The 13,971-nt window shown below is 45.6% G+C and carries 12 protein-coding genes; 8 read left to right on the top strand and 4 right to left on the bottom strand.

Going from position 1 to position 13,971, the window contains the following annotated elements; all coding sequences use genetic code 11:
* Positions 1-13: 13 nt before the first annotated feature.
* Positions 14-958 (bottom strand): 3-oxoacyl-ACP synthase III family protein, encoded by a 945-nt coding sequence (locus FW767_RS05950; RefSeq protein ID WP_121699550.1) that lies wholly within the window; start codon positions 956-958, stop codon positions 14-16.
* Between the two features lie 10 nt (positions 959-968).
* On the bottom strand, positions 969-1,562 hold the full coding sequence (locus tag FW767_RS05945; protein ID WP_205523832.1) for a TetR/AcrR family transcriptional regulator: 594 nt from the start codon (positions 1,560-1,562) through the stop codon (positions 969-971).
* 110 nt (positions 1,563-1,672) lie between these two features.
* Here FW767_RS05945 and dacB point away from each other — a divergent pair, with 110 nt between their 5' ends.
* The 5 genes from dacB to FW767_RS05920 all read left to right on the top strand — a co-directional run bounded on the left by dacB (position 1,673) and on the right by FW767_RS05920 (position 8,781).
* Positions 1,673-3,034, top strand: a complete 1,362-nt coding sequence (dacB, locus tag FW767_RS05940; RefSeq protein ID WP_150980399.1) for a D-alanyl-D-alanine carboxypeptidase/D-alanyl-D-alanine endopeptidase — start codon at positions 1,673-1,675, stop codon at positions 3,032-3,034.
* A 124-nt stretch (positions 3,035-3,158) separates the two neighbouring features.
* The gene (guaB, locus tag FW767_RS05935; protein ID WP_121699553.1) at positions 3,159-4,637 is read left to right on the top strand and encodes an IMP dehydrogenase; all 1,479 of its coding nucleotides are present in this window, start codon (positions 3,159-3,161) and stop codon (positions 4,635-4,637) included.
* Positions 4,638-4,797: 160 nt separating this feature from the next.
* The gene (locus FW767_RS05930) at positions 4,798-5,664 is read left to right on the top strand and encodes a hypothetical protein (RefSeq protein WP_147438780.1); all 867 of its coding nucleotides are present in this window, start codon (positions 4,798-4,800) and stop codon (positions 5,662-5,664) included.
* Positions 5,665-5,740: 76 nt separating this feature from the next.
* Complete coding sequence (locus FW767_RS05925; RefSeq protein WP_121699555.1) at positions 5,741-7,060, top strand: peptidylprolyl isomerase; 1,320 nt, start codon at positions 5,741-5,743, stop codon at positions 7,058-7,060.
* Between the two features lie 107 nt (positions 7,061-7,167).
* Positions 7,168-8,781: an OstA-like protein gene (locus FW767_RS05920; protein WP_205523831.1), complete on the top strand. Its 1,614-nt coding sequence runs from the start codon at positions 7,168-7,170 to the stop codon at positions 8,779-8,781.
* Positions 8,782-8,802: 21 nt separating this feature from the next.
* On the opposite strand, the gene FW767_RS05915 is transcribed toward FW767_RS05920, so the two are convergent.
* Together FW767_RS05915 and FW767_RS05910 are read right to left on the bottom strand one after the other, a co-directional pair.
* Positions 8,803-9,177 (bottom strand): YraN family protein, encoded by a 375-nt coding sequence (locus tag FW767_RS05915; RefSeq protein WP_121699557.1) that lies wholly within the window; start codon positions 9,175-9,177, stop codon positions 8,803-8,805.
* A 108-nt stretch (positions 9,178-9,285) separates the two neighbouring features.
* Positions 9,286-10,080 carry a GIN domain-containing protein gene (locus tag FW767_RS05910; protein ID WP_121699558.1) on the bottom strand — a complete coding sequence of 265 codons (795 nt, stop codon included), beginning with the start codon at positions 10,078-10,080 and terminating at the stop codon, positions 9,286-9,288.
* Positions 10,081-10,206: 126 nt separating this feature from the next.
* On the opposite strand from FW767_RS05910, the gene FW767_RS05905 reads away from it, so the two are divergent.
* The 3 genes from FW767_RS05905 to mutL all read left to right on the top strand — a co-directional run bounded on the left by FW767_RS05905 (position 10,207) and on the right by mutL (position 13,945).
* Positions 10,207-11,181 (top strand): glycosyltransferase family 2 protein, encoded by a 975-nt coding sequence (locus FW767_RS05905; protein ID WP_205523830.1) that lies wholly within the window; start codon positions 10,207-10,209, stop codon positions 11,179-11,181.
* A 10-nt stretch (positions 11,182-11,191) separates the two neighbouring features.
* Complete coding sequence (locus FW767_RS05900) at positions 11,192-11,995, top strand: glycosyltransferase (protein WP_148464402.1); 804 nt, start codon at positions 11,192-11,194, stop codon at positions 11,993-11,995.
* An 87-nt stretch (positions 11,996-12,082) separates the two neighbouring features.
* Complete coding sequence (gene mutL / locus FW767_RS05895; protein WP_121699560.1) at positions 12,083-13,945, top strand: DNA mismatch repair endonuclease MutL; 1,863 nt, start codon at positions 12,083-12,085, stop codon at positions 13,943-13,945.
* Positions 13,946-13,971: the final 26 nt, after the last annotated feature.

Here is a 13,971-nt window from a genome sequence, read left to right as displayed (position 1 = left end):
AGGTATGTAATTATTATATCTCTACCAAAAATGCACCGCATGAATATCCGCCGCCGAAGACGGTTAGGCCTATTTTTTCACCTTTATTAAACTTGCCGCGGTTTTGTGCGAATACCAAGGCGCAGCTTGCTGAGCCTGTGTTGCCGAGCTCCTCGATGTTGTTCAGGAATTTGTCATCATTTAATCCAAGCTGGTGAGCTACTTGTGCAACGATGCGTTTGTTGGCCTGATGGGTTATGATATAGTCGAGTTCTTCAGGCTTGATGCCGTGGGGAGCAGTAGCGTGTCCGAGGGCGTTGATCATGTTATAGCATGCATTGACAAACACATCGCGTCCGTCGGGCATCTCGATGCCTCCTTCTTTTGGGCGCAGAGTCACGCCTTCAGGACCTTTGCCTACATTTCCGAGTCCGCATGTGTAGACTTCTTTGATTTCTACGTCGCTGTCAGCCACCTTGTCGGCCGACAGAAAATAGGCCACGGCGGCGTCACCCCACAGGTGACCGCTTTTGGGGTCGCTCTCGTTGGAGTAATATGTATTGTGCTCCGAGCATATGATAAGAGCTTTCTTTGCTTTGCCTGCTTTGAAGTATGTTTCAATAATTTCAAGGCCGTTTACAAATGACGAGCATGCCGCTGATACGTATATGGCCTTTGCCCCGGCGATATCATACTTCTGCTGAGCTATATGGGCAAGTGTGGCTACGGTATCATAGGGTGAATAAGATGCCGATACAATAAGATCTACGTCCTTTATGTCATAGGGTATGGTCTTTATTGCATTGTCGATGGCTGCAAGGCCCATTGAATTGTGGCCTTCGCCTTCGGCTGCTTTAGAGCGCGATTTTATGCCGGTGCGTTTGTAAATCCAGTCATCGGTAAGTCCGTTCACATCTTTGAAATAATCATTGTCGACCCTCTCGGTCGGCACATAATAGCCGGTAGCGTTGATATACATGTTGTTATATTTAATGTTTTTTTATTCCTGACAGTACGTATTGTTTTATGTATTGTCTCATTTGTTGCGGCTCTATGCCGAATTGCGAGAAATTGTTGCGCATGTAGGACAGTTCGATGCCTTGAAAAAGCATAATCATGGCAGAATAGACTCCTGTGGTCTTCTCCGGGTCGAAGTCGCCTTTGTCAACACCTTCGGTCATTATGCCGCGCAGCATCTCAAGTTCTTTTTCGATAGCGAGGTTTCTTATGCGTTCCATGCGTTTGAACTCGCGTATGAGCAGTGACCGCAATACCGTATTGTCATGATGACGGGCTACGCTCTCGGCTACCACATCGATACGCAGGTCAATGAACTTCATAAGCTTGTCGGTGGGTGATGCATCGGCCGATACGACCTCGCGCAACCTTGCCACAAGCATCTCGCTCTCTTTTTCAATTACGGCATTGTAGATTTCACGCTTGTTCTTAAAATAGGTGTATATTGTGCGTCTGCCCTTGTATGATGCGTTGGCGATGTCGCTCATGGTGGTATTCTCTATGCCTTTGTGGGCAAAGAGTTGGCGGGCAACGTCGATCAGTTTTTCGCGGGTCTTTAATACCATAATTGCACAAATGAGAATAATTTGTGCGAAATTACGCATTTTCCTTAATATACAAACAATAAATCATATTAAAATGAATAAAATATGTAGTTAAATTGTAATTTTGCAGCATGAAAAAGTTGATTCTGTCACTATGTGCCCTGTTTTGGTTGTCGTTTATGTGGGCACAAAACACTGTTAGATTTTCCGGTAGCGAGGCTGCTACGATTGGTGTCTGTATCGTTGATCTTGCTACTGGCAAAACTGTCATCAGCCATAATGCAGAGAAAGTGTTTATACCCGCTTCGGTTATGAAATGTATTACTTCGGCTGCTGTTGTGGAATCGCTCAATCCTTCGGAAAGCCCTTTTACTACGGTTGTCAGTGCATACGGCCATATTGAAAACAATGTGCTTGACGGCAATGTCGTGGTCACCGGAGGTGGTGATCCTACACTTGGGTCGCGTCATATAGGCAGCCCTTCCCGCTTCATCGATGCAGCTGTGGAGTGGATTCGCGGTCAAGGCATCGACTCGATAGCTGGCGATGTGATCGTGGTGCCGGATATTTATCCCTCGCTGGGGGTGTCGCCTTATTGGTTGCTTGAAGACATTGCATGGGAGTACGGTGCGGGATTGTACGGATTTAACTGGCACGACAACAGTTTTTCTATGAAAGTGTCATCAGAGGGTGTCGAGTCGTTGTCACCCAAGATTGACGGTCTTGAGGTAGTGTGCGATGTCAGAAAGGGCAGCCGTGGCAATGTCATGGCGATGCGTGGCGAGGATTCATATAGATTGTATGTTTACGGCAATATAACTGGTGAAAGTTATAGCTCGAGGTATTCTATGCCTTATCCTCATATGGTATTTCGAGATGTTTTTGTCGATGCTCTGGCTGATAGTGGTGTCGGGTGTAGCGAGGAGCCGATTGAAACTGATGAATTGATATCGGAGTCTCCGATGTTATGGAAGTCGCCTTCGTGTGACGATATCTTGCGTGCAATGATGTTCAAGAGCGATAATCTATATGCCGAAGGCCTGCTGCGTGCACTGACTTTGTCGGGCGATGACCACTCGGTCGATTGTGCGTTGGCTGTGGAAAAACGATGTCTTGAAGCTCTCGGTCTCAATCTTTCGGGTATGAAAATTGCCGACGGTAGCGGTTTGGCGGTTACCAATCGTCTGTCGCCCGCGTTTCTGGCCCGTATGCTTACTGTGATGGGCAAAGGCAAAAATGCGGGAGTTTATAAAAAACTCTTTCCTATAGTAGGTAAAGAGGGTACTGTAAGAAGTCTTCTCGCGAAAACTCGGTTGACAGGACGTCTTGCTCTCAAATCGGGTAGTATGTCGGGCGTACTGTGTTATGCAGGATATAAACTTGACTCCGGCGGCCGGCCTACACATGCCGTAGTGATAATGGTCAATGGATTTACATGTAGAGGAGCTGAAGTAAGAAGAGCTATAAGCAATTATCTTTTGTCGGTGTTTTGACTTGTCTGTCGTGATTAGAGATGGATTCTATGAATAAATAGTCAAAAATTTTATTGTGGAGGCTCTAATATTTTTATTTATGTGAAAAAAGTCTTAACTTTGTGCGCAATAAATTTTTCAACTTATGTCGTTTATTGCAGATAGAGTAAAGATGGATGGACTCACCTTTGATGATGTCCTCCTTATTCCGGCTTATTCCGAAGTTCTTCCGCGGAGTGTCGATCTTACCACCAAGTTTTCACGCAACATTACATTAAACGTGCCTCTTGTATCGGCAGCGATGGATACTGTAACAGAAGCACGTCTTGCAATTGCCATAGCCCGTGAAGGCGGCATAGGCGTAATCCACAAAAATATGTCTATCGCAGAGCAGGCCCGTCAGGTGCATGCCGTAAAGCGTGCCGAAAACGGCATGATTTACGATCCGGTGACTATCAAGCGTGGCAGTACGGTCAAAGATGCGTTGGCTATGATGGAGGAGTATCATATCGGCGGTATACCCGTTGTTGACGATGACCGCAAGCTTGTAGGTATCGTGACAAACCGAGATCTTCGTTTCGAACGTGATATGAGCCGTCTGGTTGATGAAGTGATGACTTCGGAAAATCTTGTGACGACCACTCAATCGACCAATCTTGACGAGGCCGCTTCGATACTTCAGGAGCATAAAATTGAAAAATTGCCTGTAGTAGACAATGACGGACGTCTTGTAGGGCTCGTGACATATAAGGATATAACAAAGGCCAAGGACAAACCTAACGCATGTAAGGATAAACTCGGACGTTTGCGCGTGGCGGCCGGCGTCGGTGTCACTCCCGATGTCATGGACCGTGTGGATGCTCTTGTCGCTGCCGGTGTCGATGCTATAGTCATAGACACCGCGCATGGTCACTCCAAAGGCGTGGTCGGAGTATTGAAGAGTGTAAAAGACAAATATCCTGAAATAGATGTCGTTGTCGGGAATATAGCCACTGGTGAGGCTGCTCGTTACCTTGTAGACAATGGTGCCGACGGAGTTAAAGTAGGCATAGGTCCGGGTTCCATATGCACCACACGTGTCATAGCCGGAGTAGGTGTGCCGCAGCTGTCTGCCGTATATGATGTGGCAAAGGCTCTTGCCGACACAGATGTGCCCCTTATCGCAGACGGAGGCATACGTTACTCCGGTGATATTGTGAAAGCTCTTGCTGCCGGTGCTTATTGCGTTATGCTCGGAGGCATGCTGGCAGGTGTCGAGGAGTCACCCGGCGATACCATCATATATAACGGCCGCAAGTATAAGGCTTATCGTGGTATGGGATCGCTTGAAGCTATGGAGAAGGGTTCGAAAGACCGTTATTTTCAAGCCGGTGAAACCGATACGCGCAAACTTGTGCCTGAAGGTATAGCTGCCCGTGTGCCGTTCAAGGGGTCTATTTATGAAGTGACCTATCAGATGCTTGGTGGCCTTCGTGCCGGTATGGGATATTGCGGAGCCGAGAATATAAAGAAGCTGCATAGTGCCAAGTTTACCCGCATCACCAATGCCGGAGTTGCCGAAAGTCATCCCCATGATGTGGCTATAACCAGCGAAGCGCCTAACTACAGCGCATCTTCCAACTGATTGAACGAAGCATAAATATGATACAGACATGGCGGACGGATAGATACCGGACCGCCATGTCTGTATTTTAATATATAAAAACTTATTAAAATTATATTAAACATACATCGTTAGCTGAAAATTTCGTAAATTTGGCACGTAATTATCATAATGACTGTACATGATTTCATTAAAGTACATTGCATTTATGCTTTCGTCACTGTCTGTCACCGCATGTGGCAGCGGGGGCGCTGTGGCTGACGGTGATGTACTTGCTTCTGTCGGAACGTCTATGCTTACTGTCGATGATTTGCGCGACAACACTCCTTTGGGGCTTTCATCTGAAGACAGTGTGCTGTTTTGTCGAGCATATATAAAACAGTGGATTGACAGTCGTCTCGTAAGCGAGATTGCGGTCCGAAACATATCAGGTACTGAAAAAATCGACAAAATGGTTGAAGAGTATCGTAATGACCTGATAATGAAAGAATACAAGAGGCTCATGTATGAGGAGAATGGCGGTCGTTGGTTCAGCGTCGATACATTGAAGTCTTATTATGACAATCATAAAAGCGATTTTATTCTGAAAAAGCCCTTGGTTAGGGGCATTTTCCTGAAATTGCCTCAGGATGCTCCGCGCTTGCAGGATGTGCGTAAGTGGTATTGTTCTGACAATAGTGACGATATCGAGCGACTTGAAAAGTATACTTTGCAGGATGCAGTGCAGTATGATTACTTCCGTGACCGCTGGACAGACTGGAATGATATCCAAAATCATATACCGATGGATTTCGGCGGTTCTCCGGACATGTTTTTGAAGAAAAACGATAATTTTGAAATGACACGTGACGGGTATACATATCTATTGAGTGTCTCCGAGTATCTTCCTTCAGGCAGTGAAGCTCCGTTTGAACTTGTGGAGGAGTCGATAAAAGACTTGTTTGCAAACGAGAACAGGGTGGAGTATGACCGTATGCTCCGAAAGCTTTTATTTGAAAGGGGAGTGAAGTCGGGCGATGTCAAAGTGAATGTTGACCTCGGAATATAAATGATTGAAAATAATACAATAACAGAATAATAAAGTGAAACTAACCAGAGCAATCACATTATGCGCTTTCGCCGGAATGACAATGGCGTCTATGGCGCAAAACAATATCGTTGAAGAAGTGGTGTGGTGGATAGGCGACGAACCTATCTACAAATCGGAAGTGGAAGAGATGTACCAGACTATGCTCTATGAACACAATGAGATTGACGGCAATCCGTATTGTGTCATTCCCGAGCAGCTTGCCATAGAAAAATTGTTTTTGCATCAGGCCGAACTTGACTCCGTGACCGTGCAGGATGCCATGGTCATGCAGGAGGTGGACCGACGTATCAATTATATGATAACCAATCTCGGCACTCAGGAGAAGGTTGAGCAATTTTACCGCCGTCCCATGCCGGAGATACGCGAGACAATGGTCGACGCTATACGTAACACTTATAAGGTGAGAGAGGTGCAGAATTCGCTGACAAAGGACCTGAAAATAACTCCTTCGGATGTACGTAAGTACTTCTCGCAGTTGCCTGCCGACAGTATACCGTTTGTGCCGTTGCAGGTCGAAGTGCAGATTATGACCTTGAACCCGGTTATTCCGAGAGAAGAGATTGACGAGGTTAAGTCTCGTCTGCGTGACATTGCCGATAAGGTCAACAAGGGTGAGACCGAGTTCTCAACACAGGCTATTTTTTACTCGCAGGACCCCGGTACATCAATGCGTGGCGGAGAGGTTGGCTTCATGGGGCGCGGCCATCTTGAACCCGAATATGCGGCGGTCGCGTTCAACCTTAACGACCCCAAGAAAGTGTCCAAGATTGTGGAAACGCAATTTGGCTATCATATCATCCAGCTTATAGAGAAGCGTGGCGACCGTATAAATACGCGCCATATATTGATGCGTCCAAAGGTTACCGACAAGGATCTTACCGAGGCCCTTCATCGTCTTGACACCGTGAGGTCGGAGATTATGGGTGAAAAGTATACTTTTGAGGAGGCTGTGCCTTATGTGTCGCAGGACAAGGACACTCGCAACAGCAGAGGTGTTATGGTGAATGATAATAACGGCACGACTCGCTTCGAGATGGCCGATCTTCCGCAGGAGGTCAGCAAGGCTGTCAATACCATGAGTGTCGGTGAACTGTCAAAGCCGTTTATAATGAAAGAACCCAAACGCAACCGCGATATCGTGGCTATTGTGAAACTGACTAACCGAATAGAAGGACATAGGGCCAACCTTAGCGATGACTACCAGATGATAAAAGGTATGTATGAAAACTCTATAAAAGAGAAGATGGTGTCGGAGTGGATTGAAAAGAAAATAAAAGACACTTATGTGCGCATTGAGGACGGTTGGCGCGACTGTGACTTCAAGCATGAAGGTTGGATCAAAAAGAGCAATTGATGAAAGATATCTTTCACGATAATAAAAATACGTTAAGGCATAGGCGATATTTTGTCGTCCTGTGCCTTTTGGGTGTTCTTGTCCCGTCAGTGTTGTTTGGCTTTCCGGTGGATAACACACCTAACCATTCTGTATCGGAGCGAGCCAAGCGCATACCTATAAAGCCTGTTATTCCTCTGGCTGATCGAAATCAACAGGGTAGGGTATTTCTTGAGCGAGCCGACCGGTTATGGATGGATGAAAAAGTGAGTACCGAGTTTCAGATGGTTACAGGCAATGTCATGTTTCGTAAGGGAGGCATGTACATGTATTGCGACAGCGCCAACTTCTATGAGGGAAGCGGTTCGCTTGAAGCGTTCGGTAATGTCAGGATGGAGCAGGGCGACACCCTGTTTGTATATGCCGACGAACTTGATTATGATGGTGCGGCGGAGTTTGCCACCTTTTATGGCGAGGGCGCCAGTCCGGTGCGCCTTATAAATAGGGATGTGACTCTCGAGACATATATATTCTATTATGACGTGGCCAACAATCTCGGCTATTACGACAATAACGGTACTATAACCGATGTTGAAAACCGTCTTAGCTCAGGCTATGGAGAATATAGCCCCGACACCAAAGAGGCCGAGTTTCGTAACAATGTGGTGCTTCAGGACCTTAATAAGAAAGACTTCAGAATGTCGACCGATCTGTTGCGCTATAATACCGACACCCATATCGCCAATATTGTCAGCCCTACGGTGATAGAGACCGATAGTGGCACCGTGTATTCGAGCAACGGCTGGTATGATACCGAGTCGGAGGTGTCGGAGTTGTATTACCGTTCGCTTGTCGTGTCAAACGGCGGGTCGACTCTTACCGGCGATACGATTTTCTATGATCATGTAGCCGCTTTCGGAGAAGCATGGGGAAAGATGGTATTAACCGACTCGGTAAGGCAGTCCATGCTTGAGGGCGATTACGGCTGTTACTATCAGGAACAGGACAGCTCGTTTGCCACAGGTCATGCCAGAATACTTGAATACAGTCGTGGCGATACGTTATACATGCATGGCGACACCATACGTACATTTCTGCTTGAAGACACAACCCATATCGTGGCTGTATATCCGCGTGTGAGATTCTGGCGTGTCGATATTCAGGGCCTTTGTGACTCTTTGAGTTTTTTGGAGCGTGACTCGACGTTGTACATGCATCGTCATCCTATAGTATGGAATGAAGCCCGTCAGGTTTTTGGCAATATAATAATGGTTCATTTTAATGATTCTACCGCAGACTGGGCCAAGTTGCCCGACTTTGGTTTTGTTGCCGAGCATCTTGATGAAGAGTTTTGCAATCAGATTTCGGGAAAGGAGATGATAGCCCGTTTTGCCGATGGCATGATGAGTGAGCTTGACGTAAATGGAAATGTGGAGGTAATATCATTGCCTGAGGAGAAAGACTCCACCTTTAATAAGATTGTAAGCGCAGAGAGCAGCTTTCTGAAAGCTAATTTCAATAAAGAGGACGGTACGGTGCAGAAGATAAAAATGTGGCCTGAATCGCCGGGTACCGTCACGCCGTTGTATCTTGCCAAGAAATCAATATTTCATCTGCCTAACTTTCAATGGTACGAGGCTTTGCGGCCGAAGGATAAAGATGATATATTCAACATACCGCCGGAAATGGAGGCTCTGTTGAAGGAGCCTGATCCGTCGGCGCGTAAACGAAAGGTTAACTGACCGGTTTTATTGTCGCGATGCTCATCTGTAGCCGCCAAGCGGTGGCACGAAAGCGTCGGGTATATGTTCTATTTCACATGAAGTGTCGGGGGAGCCGGTTATGGCTATTATGTCAAACTGCACTTCATGTGGATAATTATATTGTTTGACAAATGAGTCGGCAGCTCTGCATATGTTGCTTATTTTCTTTGTGGTTATAGCCTCGAGGGGGTCAAAAGAGCCGGCGAGTCGCGTTTTTACTTCAATGAATATAATGCGGTTGCCTTTTAAGGCTATTATGTCGATTTCGTAGTGGCCCATGCGTTTGTCATGTTCGATTATGGTATATCCTCGTGTGATAAGGTATTCACGGGCTATGCTCTCGCCCCATGCTCCAAGATCGTTGTGTCGTGCCATGATATTATTGATTTTATATACACAAATATAGCCTTTTATTCCGTGGCGTGCAAAATTATGGAAAAGCACCGGAATAAAAGGCTTGCTATTTGACGGCGAAAGCCGTGTCTATCGGCAATGTATGCTGCCTGAACTGTTTTTTGATATCTCTTTATTACCTGTAGCGTAGCAGGATATGTCGCCTGACGATAGGGTGGTGGCTTTTACGTTGATGGCTTTAAGATTGTCGGCATCTATGTCACCGCTGCTTCTTGTCGTAAATTCGGCCATATCGCAGGTCCCCGATATTTTTATATCGCCTGAACTGCTGGTCGAAGCCGTAACTGTTTTGGCAACTGCGTTTTTAATATCTATGTCACCCGAACTTCCGGTATATGCGTTAAGAGCCACACATTTGACAGAAGAAATCTCTATGTCGCCCGAACTGTTTGTCTTTGCAGTGAGTTTTTCACATGTTATGTTACCGGCATCAATGTCACCGCTGCTTCCTGTATTAAATACTACCTCTCCTTGTATTTTTAAAGGTGTCTTTATGTCTATGTCACCTGAGCTCGCCGTGTTGAATGAAGTTACCATCGGAGCCGATACCCTTACTTCTGTCTTTTTGTTTCCGTAAATAGACAGGCCTCCCGATACTTTTTTGTATCCTATTTTGAGAGTGTTTCCGGATACTCGTACGTCAACGTAATCGATGACATTGTCAGGCGCGTAGATCTCTATTTTAGTGACAGGCGATTGCGAATACTTCACATCGACCGACGATGTTGTCGTTATTGCTGAAAAATGCTCGACTGCCACGTTTTTTGTAACATAGTTCTTGCTTGCCTTGATTGTTTTGCAATTGGCGGTCACTGACATCATCAGAGCCGTACCGCAGATTAAAGTTGATAAAAATCTGTTCATAATATATTGAAATTTACTGTTAGATGCATCAACATTGTGAAAAGTTGCATCAAAAATAGAAAAAAATAACAGATATATCAATATTTAATATTTCTGTTAATGATTAATGATATAACTTTGTCATATATGACAAAGTGTCCTGAAATATCGGTCATAGTCCCTTTATATAATGTAGGGCTTTATGTCGGAGAGTGTATAGAGTCTATCCGCTGTCAGACATATGCCGATTTTGAAGTGCTTTTGGTTGATGATGGCTCTGATGATAACACCCTTGAAGTGTGTCGTGATATTGTGTCGGTCGATTCGCGTTTTCATGTTTTTCAGAGTGACCGTAATTGCGGACAGTCGGTCGCTCGCAATATAGGACTTGATGAGTCGGTAGGAAGATATATTGCTTTTATTGATGGTGATGACTGTGTGCATCCGAAGTATCTTGAAAATCTGTTAGGCATAATAATGGAGACCGAAGCTGATATTGCCTCGGTCGGTTTTACTTGCAGCCGTTTATGCAAGAAGTATGGCTACAGACATGTCAGTGAGTACAAGTCAATGGACCGACGTGAAGCTCTTGAAGCCATGTTGTATCGTCGTCGGTTTGATGCGAGTGTGTGGGGTAAGTTATTTCGGCATGAGATATTTTATAATGTGCGCTTCACTGAAGGAATAATATATGAGGATCTCGACCTTATGGCTCGGATACTCATGGCCGGAAAACACGTGGAGCGTATTGCTGTCAGTCAAGACAAACTGTATTTTTACAGGCACCGAAAAGGTGGCACTTTGTCTTGTTTTGGCGACTGCCGGCTTGATGTGCTCGGTATTACGGCTCGTATATGTATGGATATGCCGGCTGTGTTTCCTGACTTAATTGACGCTGCGGAAAATCGCAGGTTCGGCGCTAATTATAATATGCTGATGCTAATGCTGTGTCATGATGCATCCGTATTTAAGAATGAAATTAAAAATTGCAGTGCGGTTATTAAACGTCTCCGTTCAAAAGTAGTTAGCGACCGACATTCACGACTTAAAAATAGGGCAGGCGCTCTGTTTTCATATGTGTTCCTATGGATTGTCGAAAGAATGGTGTCATTTAAATTTTAGTTTGATGGTAATGAAACAAGCTGTTGTAAATGTCTCGATTGTGACTTATCGGACTGACCCGAAAGAATTGGAGCGTTGTCTGTCATGTCTTACGTCCATGTGTGTACGTCGTGTGTATGTTATTGATAACGGAAAAGATGGTGTTATAGCCGATATCTGCGCTCGTTACGGTTGCCTGTATGTCCCGAATGAAAATGTTGGATACGGTGCTGCTCATAATATAGCTATGACCAAGACCGTAGAAGGAGAGGCCTGTTATCATCTCGTACTTAACTCCGATGTGTTCTTTGACGCATCGGTAATCGACCGCATTATTGAATATATGTCGGCCGACCCTGATATAGGTATGGTGCAGCCGCGTATACTGTCGTCTGACGGTACACTTCAATATACGGTAAGACGGTTGCCCTCTCCTCTGGATCTTTTTTGCCGACGTTTTTTACCCCGTATATTTTTCAGCATACATGATGACCGTTATCTTTTGAAGCATCTGGACCATAATGTGGCTTTTAATGTGCCGTATCATCAGGGAAGTTTTATGATGATCAGCCGTGATGCCCTATTGGAAGCCGGACTATTCGACGAGCGCTTTTTTATGTATCCGGAGGATATTGATTTGACCCGCAGAATACATCGTCACAGGTCCACCATGTATTATCCTGAGGTTGAAGTCATACATTGCCATCGTGCGGAGTCGTACCGGAGCATGCGCATGACTTGGATTCATGCTGTCAATATGGTGAGATATTTCAACAAATGGGGATGGTGGCGTGATGATGAACGTCGGCGTTTTAACGCTATGCTTGATTATTGATAACTCGTTGATAAATTAACGTACCTTAGTGCACATATGCCGTAAAACAATAGTAAATTTGCATAAAATACACAATAGTAAACATATATGAGCGATGTCATAAAATTATTGCCTGATTCGGTAGCTAATCAGATTGCTGCCGGAGAGGTGATACAACGTCCGGCTGCGGTAATAAAGGAACTTGTCGAAAATGCCGTTGATGCCGGAGCGTCGATAATCAAAATATATATAAAGGATGCCGGCCGCACGTTGATTCAGGTGGTCGACAACGGTTGTGGCATGTCGCCTACCGATGCGCGTATGGCATTTGAGCGTCATTCGACTTCCAAGATTACAGAAGCTACCGACTTGTTTGCCCTTCATACTATGGGATTCCGCGGTGAGGCTCTGGCGTCGATAAGCGCTGTGTCGCAGGTTGAGTTGCGCACTATGCGTAAGGATGACATGATGGGTACATGTATAGTCATCGAGGGATCAAGAGTGCTGAGTCAAGAGCCTGAGAGTTGTGTGCATGGATGCAATTTTATGGTTAAAAACTTGTTTTACAATGTTCCCGCCCGTCGTAAGTTTCTGAAAAGCGATCAAGTGGAGATGAACCATATATTGCGCGAGTTTGAACGCATGGCTCTTGTGAACCCGCACATAGAGTTTGAGTTGACTAATAACGGAACGATTATACATAAACTGCTCGGCAGTTCATTTAAACAGCGTATAATCGATCTGTTCGGCAAGGCTATGGACCGCCAGCTCGTGCCTATAGAGACTGATACGTCGCTTGTGAGAATACAAGGATTTGTCAGTCGTCCGGAGAATGCCCGTAAACGCGGGGCGTTACAGTACCTGACTGTAAACGGTCGCAATATGCGTCATCCTTACTTCCATAAGGCAGTACTTCATTGTTATGAGCAGCTTATTCCTGCAGACGAGCAACCGAGCTATTTCCTTAATTTTACGGTTGATCCGGAGTCGATAGATGTGAATATACATCCTACCAAAAACGAGATAAAGTTTGAAGACGAGCAGCCTATATGGAAAATTCTTGTGGCAGCTGTAAAGGAAGGGCTTAGTAAGTTCAATGTCATGCCTTCGATAGAGTTTGATATGGAGAATGCTCCCGATATACCGGCTTTCAATCCTGATGCCCATGCTTCACATGGTCTTGATCTTGACACATCCTATAATCCGTTTGACACCGCGCCATCTGGTAAGAAGGAGTCTTCTGTTTCTCGGTCTGTGCATACCGATTGGGAAAAACTGTATGAAGACTTTGCCAGAAACCGCGATGAGTCTTACGCCGGAATAAGTGAAAGTGCTATTGACGCTTTCCCTTCCGAGGAGTTGCCTGAAGATATGCCGGATCCTGACTTTTCGGGCGATTTTGATAATTCATTGCCCGGAAGTATGCAATTGAAAGGACGTTATATACTTGCGCCGTCAAAAAACGGACTTATGGTTGTGGACCAGCATCGTGCTCATGTAAGAATACTTTATGACCGCTATCTCGATTTGGCCCGTCTTGATGCTCTCGCGACTCAGCGCATTATATTTCCTGAGGTGGTGGAGTTGTCGCCTTCGCAGAGTTCGGTCATGGAGAGTATTTCTGACGAACTTGTGTCTCTCGGCTTTGATGTGGCTTTTCTTGGGGGAACAAGCTGGTCTGTCAACGGTTTGCCGTCGGTGCTTGATAGTGTGAACCCTCACGAGATACTGCTTTCAATGGTGGATTGTGTGACAGAGACCGGAGAAGAGCTTGGTGAAAGCCTTCGCAATCGTATAGCGTTGTCTATGGCCCGTGCCGCGGCCATAAAGCCCGGGGCTCAGCTTACCGATGCCGAGATGGAGCATCTGCTTAGTGACCTGTTCAAGTTGTCTGCGCCGGGATATACTCCTGACGGCAAGACGGTGATGAGCATAATTGCATTTGATGACATAGTGCGTCTATTTGCATAGCTTCTTGACATTTATTACCTTTGTGG

This window comes from Heminiphilus faecis, from assembly GCF_008728965.1.
Taxonomy (GTDB): domain Bacteria; phylum Bacteroidota; class Bacteroidia; order Bacteroidales; family Muribaculaceae; genus Muribaculum; species Muribaculum faecis.
This window is presented reverse-complemented; position numbering and strand designations above follow the sequence as displayed.

What these genes read in the sequence shown, in the direction of transcription:
- FW767_RS05945 (WP_205523832.1), bottom strand. Translation starts at nt 1,562, where the DNA reads ATGGTATTAAAGACCCGCGAAAAACTGATCGACGTTGCCCGCCAACTC.
- FW767_RS05930 (WP_147438780.1), top strand. Translation starts at nt 4,798, where the DNA reads ATGATTTCATTAAAGTACATTGCATTTATGCTTTCGTCACTGTCTGTC.
- mutL (WP_121699560.1), top strand. Translation starts at nt 12,083, where the DNA reads ATGAGCGATGTCATAAAATTATTGCCTGATTCGGTAGCTAATCAGATT.
- FW767_RS05950 (WP_121699550.1), bottom strand. Translation starts at nt 958, where the DNA reads ATGTATATCAACGCTACCGGCTATTATGTGCCGACCGAGAGGGTCGAC.
- guaB (WP_121699553.1), top strand. Translation starts at nt 3,159, where the DNA reads ATGTCGTTTATTGCAGATAGAGTAAAGATGGATGGACTCACCTTTGAT.
- FW767_RS05925 (WP_121699555.1), top strand. Translation starts at nt 5,741, where the DNA reads ATGACAATGGCGTCTATGGCGCAAAACAATATCGTTGAAGAAGTGGTG.
- FW767_RS05910 (WP_121699558.1), bottom strand. Translation starts at nt 10,080, where the DNA reads ATGAACAGATTTTTATCAACTTTAATCTGCGGTACGGCTCTGATGATG.
- dacB (WP_150980399.1), top strand. Translation starts at nt 1,673, where the DNA reads ATGAAAAAGTTGATTCTGTCACTATGTGCCCTGTTTTGGTTGTCGTTT.
- FW767_RS05905 (WP_205523830.1), top strand. Translation starts at nt 10,207, where the DNA reads ATGACAAAGTGTCCTGAAATATCGGTCATAGTCCCTTTATATAATGTA.
- FW767_RS05915 (WP_121699557.1), bottom strand. Translation starts at nt 9,177, where the DNA reads ATGGCACGACACAACGATCTTGGAGCATGGGGCGAGAGCATAGCCCGT.
- FW767_RS05900 (WP_148464402.1), top strand. Translation starts at nt 11,192, where the DNA reads ATGAAACAAGCTGTTGTAAATGTCTCGATTGTGACTTATCGGACTGAC.